Origin of the sequence: Acidovorax sp. NB1 (assembly GCF_005405905.1) — a bacterium.
In the GTDB taxonomy this organism is placed as follows: domain Bacteria; phylum Pseudomonadota; class Gammaproteobacteria; order Burkholderiales; family Burkholderiaceae_C; genus Acidovorax.
In genome coordinates, this window is sequence record NZ_BJHU01000040.1 from 76,103 (window position 1) to 96,371 (window position 20,269).

General features: G+C 65.5%; 19 protein-coding genes. 13 read left to right on the top strand and 6 right to left on the bottom strand.

What is annotated here, in order from left to right:
• The first annotated feature begins 56 nt into the window (after positions 1–56).
• The 10 genes from AvAM_RS20195 (at position 57) to AvAM_RS20240 (ending at position 9,144) form a co-directional block, all read left to right on the top strand.
• Positions 57–905: a 3-hydroxybutyryl-CoA dehydrogenase gene (locus tag AvAM_RS20195; protein ID WP_137748745.1), complete on the top strand. Its 849-nt coding sequence runs from the start codon at positions 57–59 to the stop codon at positions 903–905.
• Positions 906–1,124: 219 nt separating this feature from the next.
• A complete protein-coding gene (locus AvAM_RS20200; protein ID WP_137748746.1) occupies positions 1,125–1,943 on the top strand; it encodes a crotonase/enoyl-CoA hydratase family protein in 819 nt (272 codons plus the stop codon).
• Between the two features lie 308 nt (positions 1,944–2,251).
• On the top strand, positions 2,252–2,716 hold the full coding sequence (locus AvAM_RS20205) for a MarR family winged helix-turn-helix transcriptional regulator (protein ID WP_137748747.1): 465 nt from the start codon (positions 2,252–2,254) through the stop codon (positions 2,714–2,716).
• 75 nt (positions 2,717–2,791) lie between these two features.
• Positions 2,792–3,208, top strand: coding sequence for an organic hydroperoxide resistance protein (locus AvAM_RS20210; protein WP_137748748.1), 417 nt, complete (start codon positions 2,792–2,794; stop codon positions 3,206–3,208).
• 4 nt (positions 3,209–3,212) lie between these two features.
• Positions 3,213–3,599: a DUF1304 domain-containing protein gene (locus AvAM_RS20215; RefSeq protein WP_137748749.1), complete on the top strand. Its 387-nt coding sequence runs from the start codon at positions 3,213–3,215 to the stop codon at positions 3,597–3,599.
• A gap of 134 nt (positions 3,600–3,733) precedes the next feature.
• A complete protein-coding gene (locus AvAM_RS20220) occupies positions 3,734–4,492 on the top strand; it encodes a metallophosphoesterase (protein WP_137748750.1) in 759 nt (252 codons plus the stop codon).
• A gap of 1 nt (position 4,493) precedes the next feature.
• Positions 4,494–5,930 (top strand): bifunctional serine/threonine-protein kinase/universal stress protein, encoded by a 1,437-nt coding sequence (locus tag AvAM_RS20225; RefSeq protein ID WP_137748751.1) that lies wholly within the window; start codon positions 4,494–4,496, stop codon positions 5,928–5,930.
• A gap of 97 nt (positions 5,931–6,027) precedes the next feature.
• Complete coding sequence (locus tag AvAM_RS20230) at positions 6,028–7,122, top strand: DUF2855 family protein (RefSeq protein WP_137748752.1); 1,095 nt, start codon at positions 6,028–6,030, stop codon at positions 7,120–7,122.
• A gap of 56 nt (positions 7,123–7,178) precedes the next feature.
• Complete coding sequence (locus tag AvAM_RS20235) at positions 7,179–8,228, top strand: serine/threonine protein kinase (RefSeq protein ID WP_137748753.1); 1,050 nt, start codon at positions 7,179–7,181, stop codon at positions 8,226–8,228.
• Between the two features lie 169 nt (positions 8,229–8,397).
• Positions 8,398–9,144, top strand: coding sequence for a response regulator transcription factor (locus AvAM_RS20240; RefSeq protein WP_137748754.1), 747 nt, complete (start codon positions 8,398–8,400; stop codon positions 9,142–9,144).
• A 31-nt stretch (positions 9,145–9,175) separates the two neighbouring features.
• Here the strand turns inward: AvAM_RS20240 and AvAM_RS20245 are convergent, their stop codons facing one another.
• From AvAM_RS20245 to AvAM_RS20255, 3 genes are all read right to left on the bottom strand, one after another.
• Positions 9,176–9,787, bottom strand: a complete 612-nt coding sequence (locus AvAM_RS20245) for an exosortase H-associated membrane protein (protein WP_137748755.1) — start codon at positions 9,785–9,787, stop codon at positions 9,176–9,178.
• Positions 9,788–9,813: 26 nt separating this feature from the next.
• Entirely contained in the window at positions 9,814–10,407 is a 594-nt protein-coding gene (gene xrtH, locus AvAM_RS20250; protein ID WP_137748756.1) for an exosortase H, read from the bottom strand.
• 156 nt (positions 10,408–10,563) lie between these two features.
• The gene (locus tag AvAM_RS20255; protein WP_137748757.1) at positions 10,564–13,908 is read right to left on the bottom strand and encodes an IPTL-CTERM sorting domain-containing protein; all 3,345 of its coding nucleotides are present in this window, start codon (positions 13,906–13,908) and stop codon (positions 10,564–10,566) included.
• A 133-nt stretch (positions 13,909–14,041) separates the two neighbouring features.
• Between AvAM_RS20255 and AvAM_RS20260 the strand changes: the two genes are divergently transcribed.
• A complete protein-coding gene (locus AvAM_RS20260; protein ID WP_137748758.1) occupies positions 14,042–14,233 on the top strand; it encodes a hypothetical protein in 192 nt (63 codons plus the stop codon).
• Positions 14,234–14,459: 226 nt separating this feature from the next.
• Positions 14,460–14,768, top strand: coding sequence for a hypothetical protein (locus AvAM_RS20265; protein ID WP_137748759.1), 309 nt, complete (start codon positions 14,460–14,462; stop codon positions 14,766–14,768).
• A gap of 165 nt (positions 14,769–14,933) precedes the next feature.
• On the opposite strand, the gene htpG is transcribed toward AvAM_RS20265, so the two are convergent.
• Positions 14,934–16,910, bottom strand: a complete 1,977-nt coding sequence (gene htpG, locus AvAM_RS20270) for a molecular chaperone HtpG (protein ID WP_137748760.1) — start codon at positions 16,908–16,910, stop codon at positions 14,934–14,936.
• Positions 16,911–17,228: 318 nt separating this feature from the next.
• Here htpG and aqpZ point away from each other — a divergent pair, with 318 nt between their 5' ends.
• On the top strand, positions 17,229–17,933 hold the full coding sequence (gene aqpZ / locus AvAM_RS20275; RefSeq protein ID WP_137748761.1) for an aquaporin Z: 705 nt from the start codon (positions 17,229–17,231) through the stop codon (positions 17,931–17,933).
• A 54-nt stretch (positions 17,934–17,987) separates the two neighbouring features.
• Here the strand turns inward: aqpZ and AvAM_RS20280 are convergent, their stop codons facing one another.
• Positions 17,988–18,923, bottom strand: coding sequence for an exopolyphosphatase (locus AvAM_RS20280; protein ID WP_137748762.1), 936 nt, complete (start codon positions 18,921–18,923; stop codon positions 17,988–17,990).
• 63 nt (positions 18,924–18,986) lie between these two features.
• Positions 18,987–20,264 (bottom strand): triacylglycerol lipase, encoded by a 1,278-nt coding sequence (locus AvAM_RS20285; protein ID WP_137748763.1) that lies wholly within the window; start codon positions 20,262–20,264, stop codon positions 18,987–18,989.
• Positions 20,265–20,269: the final 5 nt, after the last annotated feature.

Consider the following 20,269-nt stretch of genomic DNA (forward strand, 5'->3'; position numbering starts at 1 on the left):
GTGCGATTCCCCTTACCATTCCGTCCATCCGTTTCACTTTGAAGAGGGCTCTCTATATGACGATTCAGACCGTAGGCATCATCGGCGCAGGCACCATGGGCAACGGCATTGCACAGGCCTGTGCGGTGTCGGGCATCAACGTGGTGATGGTTGATATCTCGGATGCTGCAGTGCAAAAAGGCCTGGCCACCGTGGCCGGCAGCCTGGACCGCCTGATCAAGAAGGAAAAGATCAGCGAAGCCGACAAGGCGGCCGCCCTGGCGCGCATCAAGACCTCCACCAGCTATGACGACCTGAAGACCGCGCAGCTCGTGATCGAGGCCGCCACCGAAAACTACGAACTCAAGCTCAAGATCCTCAAGCAGGTGGATGCCATCGTGGCGCCCGAGGTGCTGATCGCATCGAACACGTCTTCGATCTCCATCACCAAGCTGGCTGCCGCCACCAGCCGCGCCGACAAGTTCATCGGCATGCACTTCTTCAACCCCGTGCCCATGATGGCGCTGGTGGAGATCATTCGCGGCCTGCAGACCAGCGACGCCACCCACGACGCCGTGAAGGCCCTGGCCGAGGCGCTGGGCAAGAGCCCCATCACCGTGAAGAACGCGCCCGGCTTTGTGGTCAACCGCATCCTGGTGCCCATGATCAACGAGGCTTTCTTCGTGTTGGCCGAGGGCCTGGCCACGCCCGAGGACATCGACGCGGGCATGAAGCTGGGTTGCAACCAGCCCATCGGCCCGCTGGCGCTGGCCGACATGATCGGCCTGGATGTGTGCCTGGCGGTGATGGATGTGTACCTGACCGAGTTTGGCGACAGCAAGTACCGCCCCTGCCCACTGCTCAAGGAAATGGTGGCTGCAGGCCGCCTGGGCCGCAAGACGGGCCAGGGCGTGTATTCCTACTAACCCCCCTGAGGCGCTTCGCGCCTTCCCCCCGGAGGGGGACGCCCCCAGCGCATGGAGTGGAAACGACATTTGCATGTCGTGGCGGCCCTTGCGCGGGGGCACTGGTAAGTCGCCGCGCCGGTTTTGGAGGCCGCTTGCCTTAATCGGCTGCGCTGTCTCGATTGAGACGGCGCGCAGCGCTTGAAGCGTTTTCAATCATGGGCCAGGAGACCTGCGCCCATGACAAACATCACCCCCACCACGCCCCCACCCGAGGGCAACATCGACACCCAGGTCATCGGCCATGTGCTGCTGATCGGCATCAACCGCCCGGCCAAGCGCAATGGCTGGACGCCGCCCATGTTCCGCCAGCTGGCCGAGGCCTACACGCGGCTGGACGACGACCCCGCCCTGCGTGTGGGCGTGCTGCATGCGTTTGGCGACCACTTCACCGCCGGGCTTGACCTGCCCGCCGTGAGCGCCTACATGCAGCGCGGCGAGAAAGCCATCCCCGAAGGCCTGGTGGAGCCGCACGACTACGGCCTGCCTGGCTACCGGCGCCGCACCAAGCCCATGGTGGTGGCGGTCAAGGGCATCTGCTTCACCGTGGGCATCGAGCTGATGCTGGGCGCCGACATCGTGGTGGCGGCCGACAACTGCCGCTTCTCGCAGATGGAGGTGCAGCGCGGCATCATGGCCACGGGCGGCGCCACGCTGCGCATGGCTGAGCGGGCGGGCACGGGCAATGCGCTGCTGCACCTGCTCACGGCCGACGAGTTCGGCAGCGCCGAGGCGTACCGGCTGAACTTTGTGCAAAAGGTGGTGCCCGCAGGCCAGGAGCTGCAGGAAGCGCTGCAGATTGCCCAGCGCATCGAGGCCCAAGCCCCACTCGCTGTGGTGGCCACACGCCTCAACGTGCTCAAGGCCATCGAGCAGGGGCAGGCAGCGGCGGTGGCCGAGTTCATCCCCGTACAAAAGCAATTGGCCAACAGCGAAGACGCGGCCGAAGGCGTGCGCGCTTTTATCGAGCGGCGACCGGCGCAGTTCAGCGGGCGCTGAGCGGAGCGCGGCTGCGGGCCCTGCCGGGCGATCCGCCCCTCCAACCCGGCCCATCTTTTCGGGCTGGGTCGGCAGGGGTCTCGCGCGTGGGCGAAGCTAATTTCAAGCAAAAATGGCCGCTTCCGCCCGTCCATCATGCCTAATAAGCTATTAAAAATATAGCAACCATGGCGAAGCCTGGCCCTGCACAGGCGCGCGTCTATCACCGGCCGAGGCTCCGCGCCTCCCCATCCAGTCCATCCGCGCATGCAACAAGGTTTTACAAAATTCAATTGCACACAATTTAATAACCCGCCACAATTCACCCCATGCCCAGCCCCAGCACCCCTATCACTCCCAGCCCCGCCATCCTGCGGCTGGACAACCAGGTCTGCTTTGCGCTGTATTCCGCCTCGCTGGCGATGACCAAGCTGTACAAGCCCCTGCTCGACCGCATCGGCCTGACCTACCCGCAGTACCTCGTGATGCTGGTGCTGTGGGAGCAGGACGGCGTAACGGTGTCCGAGCTGGGCGAGCGCCTGTTTCTCGACTCCGGCACGCTCACGCCGCTGCTCAAGCGCCTGGAGGCCCAGGGCCAGATTGCCCGGCTGCGCGATGTGCAGGACGAGCGCCGCGTGCGCATCACCCTCACGGCCGAGGGTCGTGCGCTGCGCGACCAGGCCGAGGCCATTCCGCAGTGTGTGCTGCAAAGCAGCCAATGCTCGATTGCCGAGCTGACCGCCCTGACCACCGAACTCAAGCAGTTGCGAGATCGGCTCAGCGAGCAACGCTGACGGCCCGCAGACAAACAGCACAAGAACCGATTCCCTCCAACGCCCACCGTGGGCAACAACCGCAAGGAAGACACCATGACCACACTCGAAAAAGTCCTGTACACCGCCAAGTCGCACGTGACCGGTGGCCGCGATGGCGCCGCCAAGACCGATGACGGCCGCCTGGAAGTCAAGCTGTCCTCGCCCGGCACCTCTGGCACCGGCACCAACCCCGAGCAGCTGTTTGCCTCCGGCTACGCAGCCTGCTTCATCGGCGCGATGAAGGCTGTGGGCGGCAAGATCGGCATCCCCGTGCCGCAAGACGTGTCCATCGACGCCGAAGTGGACCTGGGCCCCATCCCGAACGCCTACGGCATCGCCGCCCGCCTGGCCATCAGCCTGCCCGGCCTGGACAAGGCCACGGCCCAGAAGCTGGTGGACGCAGCCCACCAGGTCTGCCCCTACTCCAACGCCACGCGCGGCAACATCGACGTGACCATCACGATCGTCTAAGACCATGGGCCGCCTGCTGATCCCCCGCATCGCGGTGGCCCTGGTGGCCATCGAGCATGTGTACATCCTCGTGCTCGAAATGTTCTTCTGGAACAAGCCGCTGGGCATGAAGACCTTCAACCTGACCCAGGAGTTGGCCGACGCCACCACCACGCTGGCGGCCAACCAGGGGCTGTACAACGGGTTTCTGGCGGCCGGGCTGTTCTGGGGGCTGTTCACCGGCAACCGGGTGTTCAAGATCTTCTTCCTGGCCTGCGTGATCGTGGCCGGGGTGTTTGGCGCCACCACCGCAGCGCCCAAGATCTTCTTCAGCCAGGCGCTGCCCGCAATCATCGCGCTGGGCCTGGTGCTGGCGCTGGACAAAGCTCCCGCCGCACAGCGCAGCCTCTGAGCTATCAAATCCATAGCTGCTACCGCCCTACAGACGGGCGGTAGCAGCTATTTTTGCTTTGAATCCACGCAGGCACTGCCACCTGCAAGCTGGCATTCAGCGACACGCGCGATGATGGGGTTGGAGACAACAACATGAAAATCGCCCTGCTGTCCGACATCCACGCCAACCGCCAGGCCCTGGACGCCTGCCTGACACACGCCCGCGCCCACGGCGCCGAACAATTTGCGCTGCTGGGCGACTTGGTCGGCTACGGCGGCGAGCCCGTGGCGGTGGTGGAGCAAGTGCGCGACCTGGCCGAGCAAGGCGCCTTGTGTGTGCTGGGCAACCACGACGCCATGGCCCTGGCGCCCCCCGCCAACCCGCGCAACCGCAGCGAGCTGGGCGCGCAGTGGACCCACGACCAGCTCGGCAACAGCCATATCGCCTTTTTGCAGTCGCTGCCGCTCACCGCACGGCTCTCCAGCAGCGCGCTGCTGGTGCACGCCAGCGCCGACATGCCCGCACAGTGGCGGTACGTGGAAGACTCCAACGCCGCCGAGCGCAGCATGACCGCCGCCCAGGCCCTGGACCCCGCTATCCGCTACGTGTTCTGCGGCCATGTGCACGAGCAGGTGCTGTATTTCCTCACGCCCACGGCCAAGCTCATGCGCTTTGCGCCCGAGCCCGGCGTGCCAGTGCCCGTGCCGACGCACCGCCAGTGGCTCGCCATCGTGGGCTCGGTGGGCCAGCCGCGCGACGGCGATGCACGCGCCATGTACGCGCTGTTTGACGACACCGCCAAGCAGATCACCTTCTACCGCGTGCCCTACGACCACCTGGCCGCCGCCGCCGCCATCCGCGCCGCGTGCCTCCCTGGCTTCTATGCCGACCGCTTGGAAAAGGGCCAGTGATATGAAGCTGCTGGAGCCCGGCACCGAGATCGACGGCTTCCGCGTGGTGGACTGCATCCACGCCGGCGGCATGGCCCACATCTACGCGGTGGAATACGCCCAGGCCGACCGCAGCCCCGGCTTTGCCATGGCGATGAAGATCCCGCGCATGACGGCGGGCGACGGGGCCGAGAACATCGTGAGCTTCGAGGTGGAGCTGCAGATCCTGCCCGTGCTCAGCGGCCCACATGTGCCGCGTTTTGTGGCGGCGGGCGACCTGGTGCGGCTGCCCTATCTGGTCATGGAGTACATCCCCGGCGAGACGCTGCAGCACTGGCTGGATGCGCCCGGCCGCTGCGACACCGCCACGATAGCCCGCCTGGGCGCTGCCACGGCCCATGCGGCGCACAGCCTGCACCAGCAGAACGTGTGCCACCTGGACCTCAAGCCCGCCAACGTGCTCATCAAAGACGATGGCACCGCCGTGCTGCTGGACTTTGGCCTCTCGTGCCACGCGCATTACCCCGACCTGCTGGCCGAGGAGATGCGCCAGGCCGTGGGCTCGCCCGCCTGGATTGCCCCCGAGCAGGTGGTGGGCGTGCGCGGCGACCCGCGCAGCGACATCTTCGCCATCGGCGTGATGCTGTACGAGCTGGCCACGGGCGAGCTACCCTTTGGCGCGCCCACCACCAGCGGCGGCATGCGCCAGCGCCTGTGGATGACGCCCGCGCCGCCGCGCAAACACCGCGCCGACATCCCGCCCTGGCTGCAGGAGGTCATCCTGCGCTGCCTGGAGCCCGAAGCCGCAAACCGCTACCCCTCGGCCGCGCACCTGGCGTTTGACCTGTCCAACCCCGAGCAGGTGCTCATCACCGAACGCGGCGAACGCACCGAGCGCACGCCGCTGCGCACGCACCTGCGTCGCTGGCTGCGCGCAGCGGGCATGCACTACACGCCCAGCCCCCTGCCCTCGCAGCAGATCGAGGACACCCCCATCCTCATGGTGGCCGTGCCCCATGCCGACGTGACGGACGCCACGCTCTATTCGCTGCGCCAAGCGGTGGCGCGCTCCCTGGGCATCCGCCCCGGCGCACGGCTGGCCTGCGTGACGGTGGTGTCACCCGGCGCCAGCAGCACCAGCGACAGCGAGCGCAGCGAAACCACGCTGCACCGCCAGCACATGGCCCGCCTGCGCCAGTGGGCCCAGGGGCTGGACCTGACCGGCCATGCCGTGAGCTACCACGTGCTCGAAGCCAGCGACGTGGCCCAGGCCCTGGTGCGCTATGCGGCCAGCAACCACGTGAGCATGATGATCCTGGGCGCGGCCACGCACGGATTGCAGACCCAGCGCTTTTTTGCCACCGTGCCCATGCGCGTGGCGCGCGACGCGCCCTGCACCGTCATCCTGGTCAAACAGGCGCTGCCTTTCGAGCAACTGGCCCAGCCCACGGAGGGCTGAGCCCGTTGGCACTCCGGCGCACCGCCACGCCGCGCATCTGTCACCCAGGCGGCGCGCGCCGCTTGAGCGTGCGCCCGCTTTGGTTTAGCGTGGCGGCATGAGCACCACCACCCTCCTCGTGCGCCAGGACCAGCTGGCCACCACCCGCCTGACCACCACCGACGACACCCCGCTGGCCGAAGGCCAGGTCCGCGTGCGGGTCGAGTCGTTTGCCCTCACGGCCAACAACATCACCTACGCCGCGCTGGGCGACATGCTGAACTACTGGCAGTTCTTCCCCACCGGCGAGGCCGGCTGGGGCATCGTGCCCGTGTGGGGCTTTGGCACCGTGGTGCAGTCGCTGCACCCGGCCGTGGCCGTGGGCGAACGGCTGTATGGCTACTGGCCCATGGCCAGCCAGGCTGTGCTGTCGCCAGAGCGCGTCAACCCCACGGGCTTCAGCGACGGCGCCGCCCACCGCGCCGGCCTGCATGCGGTCTACAACCACTACCTGCGCACTAGCACCGACGGGCTGTACCGCGCCGACAACGAGGATGTGCAGGCGCTGCTGCGGCCACTGTTCATCACCTCGTGGCTCATCGACGATTTTCTGGCCGACCAGCAGTTCTTTGGCGCCCGGCGCATGCTGCTGTCCAGCGCGTCGAGCAAAACGGCCTACGGCACGGCCTTCCAGCTCGCGCAGCGGGAGGGCATCGAGGTCATCGGCCTCACGTCGCCTGGCAATGTGGCGTTTTGCGAAAGCCTGGGCTGCTACCACCGCGTGGTCACCTACGACGCACTGGACACCCTCGACGGCGCCACGCCCAGCGTGTACATCGACTTTGCAGGCAGCGTGGGCCTGCGCCAGCGCATCCACGCCCACTTCACCGGCCTGGCCTACAGCTGCTCGGTGGGTGCCAGCCATGTGGGCGATCTGGGCGGCGCCGGTCAGCTGCCCGGCCCGCGCCCAGTGATGTTCTTTGCGCCCGCCCAGGTCAAGAAACGCCATGCCGACTGGGGCGCCCAGGGCCTGAACGACCGCCTGGTGGCGGCCTGGAACCAGTTCAGCACCGCCGTGTCCTCGGGGCCGCAGCCCTGGCTGGTGGTGCAGCACCATGCGGGGCCCCAGGCCACGCAGGCGCTGTTTGCCAGCGTGCTGGCAGGCAGCGGCGACCCACGCGCGGGGCACATTGCCACCCTGCTGCCGGGCTGACGCTGCACCGCGTGGGTGGCGGGGCGGCACCCGCAGGCAGGCGGCGACAATCGGGCATGACCGTATCGCACCCTGACCATCCGCCCGCCGACCAGCACCCCTACGCCCGCCTCACCCCCGACCAGGTGCTGGATGCGCTGGCCAGCGTGGGCCTGTATGGCGACGGCCGCCTCATGGCCCTGTCGTCGTACGAAAACCGGGTGTACCAGGCCACGCTGGAAGACGGCCAGCGCGTGGTGGCCAAGTTCTACCGCCCGGGCCGCTGGAGCGAAGCGCAGATCCTGGAAGAACACGCCTTTGCCGCCGAGTTGATGGCGGCCGAGGTGCCCGCCGTGGGCCCGATGGTGCTGAACGGCACCACCCTGCACCAGCACGAGGGCTTTGCCTTTTCCGTCAGCCCCTGGCGCGGTGGGCGCCAGCCCGAGCTGGACGACTTTGAGGTGCTGGAATGGATCGGCCGCTTTCTGGCCCGCATCCACACCGTGGGCGCCGCCCAGCCCTTTGCGCACCGGCCCACGCTGGACCTGCTGAGTTTTGGCACCGCTTCGCGCGACTGGCTGCTGGACAACAACGTCCTCCCGCTCGACGTGGCGGCCGCTTGGAAGGCGCAGTGCGATATCGCTCTTGAATTGATAGCAAACAACACCCAACAGAAGCGCGGAGAAGGCCATTTTTCTTTGAAAGACGCCACCTCCATCCGCCTGCACGGCGACTGCCACCCCGGCAACATCCTGTGGACCCCGCTGGATGAATGGGGCCGTGGCGGCCCGCACTTTGTGGACCTGGACGACGCGCGCATGGGCCCGGCCGTGCAGGATATGTGGATGCTGCTGTCGGGCGACCGGCGCCAGCGCACCCACCAGCTCGGCGCCTTGATTGACGGCTACGAGCAGTTCCGAAGCTTCGACCGCCGCGAGCTGGCACTCATCGAGCCGCTGCGCACCTTGCGCCTCATCCACTACAGCGCCTGGCTCGCGCGCCGCTGGCAGGACCCGATCTTCCCCGCCAACTTTCCGTGGTTTGGCAGCAGCGACTACTGGCGCGGGCAGGTGGACATGCTGATCGAGCAGATCGAGGCGATGCAGGAAGAACCGCTGGTGGCCTGACGGGGGGGTAGACCACGCGGGGCAGCCCGGCCAGCGCAGGCCCGGGCCATTGCAAACGATTGTCAACCTCTGCGCACAGCAGCCCGATGTGGGGCACCATCAAGGCACTCCCCGCCGCGGGAGTGTTTTGTAGTTGATTTTCACGGCCCCCGGCCCCGAGCCCACCACCATGCGCATCGCAGTCCTTGACGACGACCTTCTCCTGCTGGAGCAGATCAAGGGCACCTTGGAATGCCACCACCATGTGTGCCACACCTTTGCCGACGGCACCAGCCTGCTCAAAGCCCTGCGCAGCGACACCTTCGACCTGCTGATCGTGGACTGGCACCTGCCCGACATGGAGGGCACCGAGGTCGTGCAGACCGTGCGCGAAATGGGTGGCATGCAGTTGCCCATCCTGTTCATCACCCGCCGCAACGACGAACGCGACGTGGTCGAGGCCCTCTCGCGCGGTGCCGACGACTTCATGAGCAAGCCCCTACGCATGGGCGAACTGGTGGCCCGCACCACCGCCCTGCTGCGCCGCGCCTTCCCCGAAAGCATGGGCGCCCGCATGGCCTTCGGGGCGTATTGTTTTGACGCCGATAAGCGCTCCCTGAGCGTGCACGGCCAGCCCATCGAACTCAAGAACCGCGAGTACGAACTCGCCCTGTTCATGTTCCGCAACGCCGGCCGCCTGCTGTCCCGCACCCACCTGCGCGAAGCCGTCTGGGGCGACGGCGCCGAAACCCCCTCACGCTCGCTCGACACCCACATGTCGCGCCTGCGGACCAAGCTGGAGCTGACCGAGGACAACGGCTACACGATCTCGGCGATCTATGGGATGGGGTATCGGCTGGACCCTTTGGGCCCCCCAACGGCCCAGCGGCCGTCAGTGACGCAGCGGTCCAACGCGACCGAAACGCTTTCGGAGTAGACGCCCGTTTGGCCAGTCTCGGTGGCCCAGCTCAGGAAGAAGAGGCTGCGGGCGGCAGCGACTCGCGCCAGCTGCGAATCAGCACATCGTTCACGAACTTCCGGTCCATCCACAGCCACAGGAGGATTGGCACCAGCGTAGGCAGCACCAGAGAGCCCAGCTGGTAGCCGTACACAATGGCCTCCATCTGCCACTGGGACACCCTCAGCAGGCGGATGTCGGCCTGGGCGGCCAGCACCATCTGCATCAGGGCGCTCATCGTCAGGCTGAATGCCTGGAACGGGAGCAGCAGGGCATAGCCCGCCGCCACACGGCCCAGGCGCCCACGCCCACGGGCAGCCAAAACCAGCGCGATAAAGATCGGCAGCCCATAGGCATAGCGCGCTGGGCTGGCATCGACGGTGATCTCCCCACGGCGCCCGTCCGCTGTCGGCACGGAGATCGCCGTGTCCACCTCCATATTGCCCGACGACAGATGCACCTGCCGCACCCACATGGGAGCACTTTGCTCCAGTGCCACGTGCGATAGCACACCCACAGGATAGGAAGTCCAGGCGGACACCTGCGACCACAGGGCCGTCAGAGCCACGATCCACCCGAAGGCAGACAGGACGAAGATCGTCAATGGAGATAGTCGGCGCATGCGCAGTCCGTTCCTTCGCTGTCGGCTCATCGCACGGGCGGCGACAGGTCCAGAGACGCACTCACCAGCGGGCCTGCAGGCTTTGGCGAGGCCGGGGCGTGCGCCGGGGGGGCTGGTGGCGGCGGAGGCCCGGACGAGTTCTGGGACTTGCTGCCTGCCCGCACCCACAGCAGCCAGACAATCAGCACGTCCAGCATGATGAGTGCCTGCCACAGATACTCGTGCGCAAAATTGAACACTTGTGTGTTCCATTGCCCTAGGTAGAAGAGGCTGATCACCCGCACCACGTTGAGCCCTTGCACCGCCAGGAAACCGATCACCAGGCCGACCAGCTTGTGGCGCCAGGATGAGGGGAAAGCCAGCACAGCGGAAAACAGCACGATGCAGGCCTCAATACCGTTGCATCCGGGCTCGATCGAAACACCAAACCCGGTCGCGGTGTTCCACAGCACCTTGCCCGCCGCCGCCGCCGTCTCATCAAACAGCATGACCAACGCCACGCAAGCGCGCGCCAGCAGTTCAGTCCAGGGAAGAACCACATGCTGCTGCACCACGCCCAGCATGTTGATGCCAAAGAAAGAGAGCTGGAGCAGCACAAAGGTCAGGAAAAAACGCAGCATGGGGGTCTTGGAAAACAAAATGGCCTGAAAAAATCCAGACGAAGCGCACATTATCGACAAACAAAAAAAGGCCAGCACGCGATGGCGCGTGCTGGCCGGCCCATCCGGAGCGCTCCGCAGATGTGCAAAGCGCCGACGGGAACTACCAAAAAACGGTCAGCGACGCCGCGCCCGCTGAGCATGGCCCCAAGCCATCAAGCCCAGCAGGGTGGACAGAATGATCAGGCCCCACTCCGACAACGTTGGAATGCTGCTGGCCCCACTTGGCGGGACCGAGACCGTGGTGGTGGCTGTGCTGGTGTCGTTGGCGGGATTCGTATCTCCCGGAGCATCCAGCGTGGCCGTGTTGACCAGCGGACGCGCGCCGGTGTAGGGCGACGCCAACGCAGTCACCAGCGTGAAGGTCCGCGAAGCCCCCGTCGCCAGGGGGCCGATCGCACACCGCACCGTACCGGATGAATTCACGCAGCCGACGGCAGAAACAAAGTTCACCCCAGCAGGCAACACATCAACAACCTGGGCACCATCGCTCGCCAGAGGGCCATTGTTGGTAACGGTCAAGGTGTAGCTGAGCGATGCGCCCGGCGCCAACGGACCTGCAGGCGCCGACTTGGCCAATGCCAGGTCAGTGGCCACGGTGAATCGGCGAGCGGTGGTGTCGTGCGTCACCTGGTTGTTGGCCAGGGTCGTTTCTGTTTCGTCCACCGTCACGCTGGCTTGATTGAACGCCGTACCGCTGGTCGCACCCGCCACTGTGAGCGTTTCTGCACGCATGGCATAAGTCACCGTTGCCGTCTGGCCACTGCTCAGCCCCGGAAACACGCAGCGCAGCGTGCCACTGGTAGCACCCATGGTCGGTTGGGTGCACACGCCCCCCGCATTCACGGTCAATGCGCCCTGATAGCTGAATGTGGCAGTCGGTGCGGAGCCTGGAGCCGGAAAAATGTCGGTCATCACCACATTGGTCCCATAGGAGGGGCCACTGTTGTTGATGGTGATCGTGTAGGTGGTGGGCTGCCCCAGATCCACCGGGTCAGCGCTGTCCACCTTGTTGACCAAGATGTCGAGCTGCGCAGCAGTGACGGGTGTCGTCGTCGTCGCGCTGTTGTTGCTTGTGTTGGACTCTGCGGTGGCAGTGCTCGCAGCGATGCTGTTGACCACATTGCTGCCAGCGGCATTGCCCAGGGGGCGCATGCGGTATGTCGCCGTCTGCTGCGAACCCGAGGTGATGCTGCTCCATGTGCAGGTAAGCGTTCCGCCCACCGTTCCGGCCGTGATGGGCGAACAGGTCCCCCCCCCACTGACGGTCACCATGTCGATGAAGGCAGCGTTGGAGGGCAACGTGTCTACCATCTGCACCGTTTGTGCCGTGGAGGGCCCCGTGTTGCCGATGGTCGCAACAAAAGTGATTGGGGCCCCTGCGGCCACCGTGGCTGGCGTCGCCGTCTTGGCAGCCGTCACATCCACAAGGGCCGTGACCTGGCTGGTCACGCTGCCACTGTTGTTGGATTGATCGGGGTCTCCCACGTCGGTGGATCGCACTGTGGCTGTGTTCGTGCGATTGCCCGTCGCGCCGATGTTGGGGCGCACCACCAAAGTCACGGTCGCTTGTGCACCCACCGTCAACGAGCCCAGGGAGCAGCTCAGGTTTTGCGAGGTCCCGTTGGTCACTCCGCTGGGCGTGCAGGATCCTTGCGAGGCCACGGCCGACTGAAAGCCGCCTGTATTGACCAGGCTGGCCAGCGCATCCGACACCACCACGTTGGTGGCCGTTGCCGGGCCCAGGTTCTCGACAGTGATGACATAGGTCAGGTTCTCCCCCGCCACGACGGTGGTGGGAGAGGCCGTCTTGGAAACCACGCGCAGGTCTGCTTGTGTGGCCGTCGATGTGACACCGACCCCCGCACAATTGTTGGCCGCATTGCTGTCCACGCGTGCGCCCGCCGCCAATGCGACACAAGCGTTGTTGGTGGCGGTACCGGTGCCGGTCAATGTGGCAGAGACAGTGACCGCCGGAGCATCGGTATTGGCACCCAATCCGGTGGAACGGGAGCAGCTCCATGCCCCAGGGCCTGGGAACGGCACTGCGTCGCAAGCCCATCCGCTGGCACTGACGATGGCGCCAAGGGTCACACCCGCTGGTACCTGGTCTGTGATGGTGATGGTCTGGCCCGCAGGGACGGCCAGAGGGCCCGTGTTGCGCGCTGTCAGGGTGTAGTTGAACGGCTGATTGGGCACCACCGGGTTGATGCTGGCCGTCTTGGTCAATCGCATGTCTGCATCGTTGCTGGACGTGACGTTTGCCGAGGCACTGTTGTTGCCGGGCACGGGATCAGACAGTCCGGTGCTGACCCCCGCCGTGTTGGCCAACACCCCGGTGGTGTCCGCTGTAGCGGTCACGGTGATCGCAGGCATGTTGCTGAAGTTGGTCCCCGTGTACTCCGACCTGGTGCAGGTGATGGAGGCATCGCACACCCATCCAGAACCCGTGGCAGAGACAAAGGTCAACCCCGCCCCCAGGGTGTCGGTAACTGTGACGACCTGGCCGACCAGCGACATCCCACCATTCAAGCGGGGCGTCAGCGTGTACACCACATTGGCACCCTGTGCCACGTTGGAGCTGGCGGCTGTTTTGGTGATCGACACATCTGCGCCGGGGTTGGATGCCACGTCCACGGTGACCGTGTTGTTGGTCAGATCCCCATCCGGCATGGCCGCGCTGTCTGGCTTGCGTCCGGCCACCGCGAATGCAGCTGTCACGGTGCCATTCACATTGGAAACAGCAGGCACAGTCAACACCGACGTGGTGGCGCCATTCGCGAGTGAGCCTGAGCGCATACAGCTGACATTGCCACTGCTCAATGGATAGCCGCTTGAGGGGGTGCACGACCACCCACCACCTGAGGGCGCAGCGGTGATGGAGGCCCCCGCAGGCACTGTGAAGGTAATGCTCTGGCTGCCGTCTGCCGCGTCCGGGCCATGGTTGCTTGCCTGCAATGCATAGCTGTAGGCCTGGCCCGCGTTCACGCTGGCGACAGAGGGCACGGCCGACAACGAAAGGTCGGACGCTTGCGTGGCCGTTGTGGCCTGAACGCTGTTGACGTTGTTGCTGGTATTGGGATCCGGCGTGCTGCTGCCGGCCGTGGCGGTATTGGTCCACACCCCGGCCGAGGGCAAGCGGACGCGGACGGTCACCGTTTGATTGGCGTTGAAGGGAATATCACCCAGGGTGCAATTGACGGTGCCTCCGGCTTGATTGCAGGTCCCGGCAGTGGTGTTCACGTCAATAAAGGCAGAACCTGCTGGCAACGTATCTGTCACGGTGACGCCCACCGCACCATTGGGTCCGTTGTTGTCGATACGCAATGTGTAGGTGAAGACGCCACCTGCAGGGCCAGGGTCCGGTGAGTCCGCATGGTTCACCACTAGGTCAGCGGACTGGGCCAAAGCGGCGCCCGCCATCAATCCATTGGCCAGCAGCAGCCAGCAAAAGCGGCGCATGACGCGTACCGCTTGGCTACGGAGTCCCTGCAGGCGCTCTGCCCGTAAGCCTTGGCCGGTCAGCCCGGTATTGTCAAACTCCTGTGTGTGTCTACTGGGTGGATGGGCGCCCACGAAGAGGCGCGACAACGGATTGAACATTGATGATCCTGAAGTGATGAACAACTCAAGTTTTTTTGGCCACGCCGCAACCGCACCAGCCCCTTTCGGGGTGGCAAAAATCGGTATGAGGGAGAACCGCGAAGACGCCCAGCCTTGGTGGCTGAAAGCAGCGCCTGAATCTATCGACGAAACAATCGTTGCGCAGTTAATCAACAATCGTTAACCATTGAAGAAAGCAATGCGTTTCGTTCGCACAACGCGCGACCAGAGAAGCGTGGGATTCATGCAGGAGACGACGCGCATCCACTGATCTTTTGCGCCCAGCCTGGCTCCATCACCCCCCGCGAATCAGGTGCTGCCTTGTGCAGCCCTCCGCACAGCCAAACGCTTGAGCCGGGCCCAGGTCGTGGGCTATGCTCCCCCCTGCTTCTCACCCAGCTGGCCTGCCCATGAAGGATTGGATACGCAACGTTTTGTCGATTCGCCAGACCCGCCGCCCAGCGCCGGTGGGGCGGGTGCCTGCGGTGGGCACGGACATCCAGCGGGGGGCGCTGAAGATGGCGGTCACCCACCAGATCTCTGAAGAGTTGTGGGACTGGCTGGTGCTCTCTGGCTGGCGCAACCTGCCGGTGGAAACCGACCGGCGCCGGGGCATGCGGCTGCCTGGCGAGGCCCTCAAGACCCTGGTGGATGCGGACCCGCAGGAGCGCAACCAGGTGTATGCGCGGCTTCTGGAGCAGGCATTGCCAGACGCGTGACAGGCGCCCCGCGCCAGCTCCCTGGCTGAGCAATCTCCGAAGAAAAACCCCGGGCACCGCATGGCACCCCGGGGTTTCACTTTTTGATAGCAATCAATCGCCTACCCACGCGCGGTGGCGGCCTATTTCGCCCCATAGGGGCGCACGCCAGTCACCCGCCGGGCCTCAGGCCAGCAGCGCGTTGACCCGCTTGACGTAGGCAGCGGGGTCTTCCGGCAGGCCGCCTTCGGCCAGCAGCGCCTGATCGAACAGAATGTGGGCCAGATCGTGGAAATGCACGCTGCCGTCGAGCTTCTTGACCAGCGCGTGTTCGGCATTCACTTCCAGCACAGGCTTGGTCTGCGGCGCCTCTTGCCCCGCTTGCTTGAGCAGGCGGGCGAGCTGGGTGCTCATGCCGTCGTCCTGCACCACCAGGCAGGCGGGCGAATCGACGAGGCGCGTGGTCACGCGCACGTCGTCGGCCTTGTCCTTGAGCGCTTCTTTCAGCTTGGCCAGCACGGGCTTGAAGGCCTCGGCGGCCTCTTCGGCAGCCTTCTTCTCGGCTTCGTCCTGCAGCTTGCCCAAGTCCACAGCACCCTTTGCCACGCTTTGCAGCGGGGTGCCGTCGAAGTCCTGCAGGTAGTTCAGCGCCCACTCGTCCACGCGGTCGGTCATCAAGAGCACTTCAATGCCCTTCTTCTTGAAGACTTCGAGCTGCGGGCTGTTCTTGGCGGCGGCGAGCGTGTCGGCGGTGATGTAGTAAATCGCCTCCTGGCCTTCCTTCATGCGGGCCTTGTAGTCGGCAAAGCCCACGGTCACGGCGTCGCTGGTGGTGGATGCAAAGCGCAGCAGCTTGGCCAGGCGCTCGCGGTTGCCAAAGTCTTCGCCCAGGCCTTCCTTGAGCACCGCGCCAAACTCGGCGTAGAACGCGGTGTACTTGCCTTCCTTGGCCTTGTCGTCGGCGTCCACCACATCGGTAACACCATCGGCGCCCGCAGCGGTGTCGTGCTTGTCGTGTTTGGCCAGGTCTTCGAGCATGCTCAGCACGCGCTTGGTCGAACCTTCGCGGATGGAGCGCACGTCGCGGCTTTCCTGCAGCAGCTCGCGGCTCACGTTGAGCGGCAGGTCGGCCGAGTCGATCACGCCCTTGACGAAGCGCAGGTAGGTGGGCATCAGCGCCTCGGCGTCGTCCATGATGAAGACGCGCTTCACGTACAGCTTCACGCCCGCCTTCTTGTCGCGGTTCCACAGGTCGAACGGGGCCTTGGCGGGGATGTACAGCAGCTGGGTGTACTCGGTGTTGCCTTCCACACGGTTGTGCGCCCAGGTCAGCGGGGCTTCGTGGTCGTGGCTGATGGTCTTGTAGAACTCGGCGTACTGTTCTTCGGTGATGTCTTTCTTGGGGCGGGTCCACAGGGCGCTGGCCTTGTTGATGGTTTCCCACTCGCCGGTCTTGACCATGCCGCCGGGCTGGCGGCCGCCGTTTTCGTCCGATGGATTGATCAGCTCGCCGTCTTTCCATTCTTCCTTTTCCATCAGGATGGGCAGGCTGATGTGGTCGGAGTATTTGGCGATGACCTGCTTGAGCTTCCAGGCGTTGAGGTATTCCTCGGCGTCGTCGCGCAGGTGCAGGATGATGCTGGTGCCGCGTGCAGCGCGGGTGATGGTTTCGACCTCAAAGTCGCCCGTGCCGCCGCTGATCCAGCGCACTCCTTCTTCGGCCTTCAGGCCCGCACGGCGCGATTCGACGGTGATTTGGTCGGCCACGATGAAGCCGGAGTAGAAGCCCACGCCGAACTGGCCGATGAGCTGGGCGTCGGCCTTCTGATCGCCCGAGAGCTTGCCCATGAAGTCCTTGGTGCCGCTCTTGGCGATGGTGCCCAGGTGGTCGATGGCCTCCTGCTGGCTCATGCCGATGCCGTTGTCGGTGATGGTCAGCGTCTTGGCGGCCTTGTCGAAGCTCACGCGCACTTCGAGGTTGGGCGCGTCTTCATACAGGGCGTTGTTGTTCAGGCCTTCAAAGCGCAGCTTGTCGCAGGCGTCCGACGCGTTGGAGACCAGCTCGCGCAGAAAGATTTCCTGGTTGGAGTACAGCGAATGGGTGACCAAGTGCAGCAGCTGGGCGACTTCGGCCTGGAACGACAGGGTTTGTTTGGTGCTCATGGTGTCTTGGAATGGGCTACTTCTTACGGTCTGGAGAAATGTCTTTGGCGCACCTGCGGTGCAAAAGACGTTCGCGCGTGTTCACCTCGGGGCGGGTTGGCCAATTTCAAGGCCAGCCGCACACCAGCGGGCACGGCAGGGGCTGATTGCGCCGCCATGGCCTGGCTGCGCCGATGCGCCACCCGGAGCACCACGATGAGCATTGTTGACAATTTGCGCGCAATTAGCGCTTGTTTCGCTATTTTTAGCCTCCTAAGATGCCGCATCGGTTGCAGGCCCTGTTGGCGACCTGCCCCTTCAGACTTCTGGACAAGCCCCATGCCCACCTCTTTGCAAAAATGGTCCGCCGAGTTCCTCGGCACGTTCTGGCTCACCTTCGGCGGCTGCGGCAGTGCCGTGCTGGCGGCCGCGTTTCCGCAGCTGGGCATCGGGTTTCTGGGCGTGTCCCTGGCTTTTGGCCTGACGGTGCTGACCGGCGCCTACGCACTGGGGCCCATCTCGGGCGGGCATTTCAATCCGGCGGTGTCCGTGGGCCTGGCGCTGGGCGGCCGATTCAAGGTGTCCGAGCTGCCCGGCTATGTGGTCGCGCAGGTGCTGGGCGCCATTGCTGCGGCCGGGGTGCTGTACCTGATCGCCACGGGCAAGCCGGGCGCCGACATTGGCGGGTTTGCCACCAACGGTTACGGCGAGCATTCGCCTGGTGGCTATGGGCTGCTGGCGGCCGTGGTGACCGAGGTCGTGCTCACGGCGGTGTTCCTGATCGTGATCCTGGGCGTGACCTCGCGGCGCGCCGCCGAAGGCGTGGGCGGCGTGGGCGGCATGGCCATCGGCCTGTGCCTCGCGCTCATCCACCTGATTTCCATCCCGGTGACCAACACCTCGGTCAATCCTGCGCGCAGCACCGGCCCCGCATTGTTTGGCCCCAGCTATGCGCTGTCGGAGTTATGGGTTTTCTGGGCGGCGCCGATTGCAGGCGCGCTGCTGGGCGCTGCCATTTACCGGGGGCTGTTCGGCGAGGACTGACGCAGCAGGGCATCGGGGCTGGCCGGCCTGCGCCCGCCGCAGGCCAGAGCCCGCTCAGTTTTCGAGTGTGATGCGCTGCACCAGCGTCTGCAGGATGGAGTCGGCCTTGTCGTTGGACACCTGACAGGTGCCTGCCGCCGCATGGCCACCACCGCCAAACTCCAGCATGAGGTTGCCGATGTGCACATGGCTGCTGCGGTCCAGGATGGACTTGCCCGTGGCAAACACCGTGTTCTGCTTCTGCAGCCCCCACATCACATGGATGGAGATGTTGCAGTCCGGGAACAGCGCATAGATCATGAAGCGGTTGGTGGCCCAGATGGTCTCCTCCTCGCGCAGGTCCAGCACCACCAGCTTGCCGATGCGGATGGCACAGCGCTGCAGCTGCTCCTTGGCCTTGGAGGCATGTTCGCGGTAGAGCTGCACGCGCTCCTGCACGTCGGGCAGGGCCAGGATGTCGTCGATGGTGTGGTCGCGGCAATACTGGATCAGGTCCATCATCAGCGCGTAGTTGCTGATGCGGAACTCCCGGAAACGGCCCAGCCCGGTGCGCGAATCCATCATGTAATTCAGCAGCACCCAGCCCTGGGGGTCGAGGATGTCTTCGCGCGAATACTGGGCCGAATCGGCCTGGTCCACGGCGGACATCATGTCGTCGGTGATGCGCGGGAAAGCCGCCTTGCCGCCGTAGTGGTTGTAGACCACGCGGGCGGCCGAGGGTGCATGCGCCTCGATGATGTGGTTCTCAGCCCGGCGGCCCGAGTTGCGCACCGTTTCGGACTCGTGGTGGTCGAACACCAGATGCGCCCCGGGCACATAGGGCAGGTTGGTGGTGATGTCGCGGCTGGTGATGGCGATCTTGCCATCCTGCATGTCCTTGGGATGGACGAAGGTGATTTCGTCGATGAGGTCCAGCTCGTTGAGCAGCACGGCGCAGACCAGGCCGTCAAAGTCGCTGCGGGTCACCAGGCGGTATTTCACATCACTCACAAGTTTCTCCTTGTTACCTATTGCTTCATGATCACATCGTAGCCGTACGCAGGCACCCCAACCTCATCCCGGCGCCATCCACTTCACCAGCTGCCGGGCCACCCCGGCATCACCCAGCAGCGCCAGGTGGCCCAGGCGGTAGAAGACGGCCTGGCGGTCCTTGGCAAACCCCAGCCCCCGGCCTGCATCATCGTGGATGCCCAGGGCGCTGTGCAAGGGCACCAACCCGTCCCCCACCAGCCGCTCGGCCACGGGGCTGCGCCGGGTGGCCAGCGTGGCCGCGACGGCGTAGCAGGCCACCCCGGTGGGCAACGGCAGCGGGGTGCGCGGGTCGGGGCGGCGCCGGAAGCGGTCGCGCCCCTGCCAGTCTGCATCCAGCACATGGCCATACCGCAGGTCGGTGATGCCCGCGCTGCGCAGCTGCGCCAGGCGCGCAAACGGCCGCGAATACGGGGTGCTGCCCAGCAGCACATCCACCCAGCTCCCCGCACGCTCCAGCGGCGCGCCATGGTGGGGCGTGCCCAGAAACACCACCTGGCGCAGCCGGGGCAGCCAGCCACTGGTGCCCCTGGCCTGGGTAGCGGCATGGTGGCAGGCGCTGCGCACCACCAGCCCGCCCATGCTGTGGGCGAGCACGGCCAACTCTGTCACGGGCACAGGCCAGGAGGCGACCAGCGATTCGAGTAGGGCCAACAGCTCGGCGCCGTTGGTCGAGATGTGCTGGCCGGTGTTGTAGCGCAGATACACCGGCGTGTGGCCCAGCACCTGGGCCAGGTGGGTGCCATGGTCGTGGCCGCCGTGCTGCCACTGCAGGTCGTTCATGCACAGCCCATGCACCAGCACCAACAACTTGCCGCTGGCCGCGCCCGAGGCGCCCAAGGCCTGCACATCCAGTGGCAGGCCTTGCTGGTACCAGCCCATCTGCGTGCACAGCGGGTTGTTGTCCTGCTGCAGCCGGTCGCCCATCACGCCATTGAGGGCAGCAATGACCGCTTCGCGCTCCCACAGCACCTCGGTGCCGGGCGTGCTGGCGGTAAAAAAGGGCTCCAGCCGTGCCAGTCCGGCCTGCAGGCCCGCGTCCACCAGCCGGGTCACCCCCCGGATGCTCTGGTACACCAAACCGGTCAGCCCCCCGGTACGGCCCGGCTCCGCCCCACCCGGCAGGCCCAGCGTGCCACGCACCGACTGGTGCACGCCCTCTGCCACGCGGCTGATGCTGGTGGTGGCCTGCGTGGCCAGGCGGGCCACGCCCCGCAGGTCCGAAGCCCGCAGTTGCCGCAGCGGGTTGGTTCCAGAAGCCGGGGCGCTGTTGCGCGTGCGCGGTGGCCGCGAAGAAGGCATGAGAA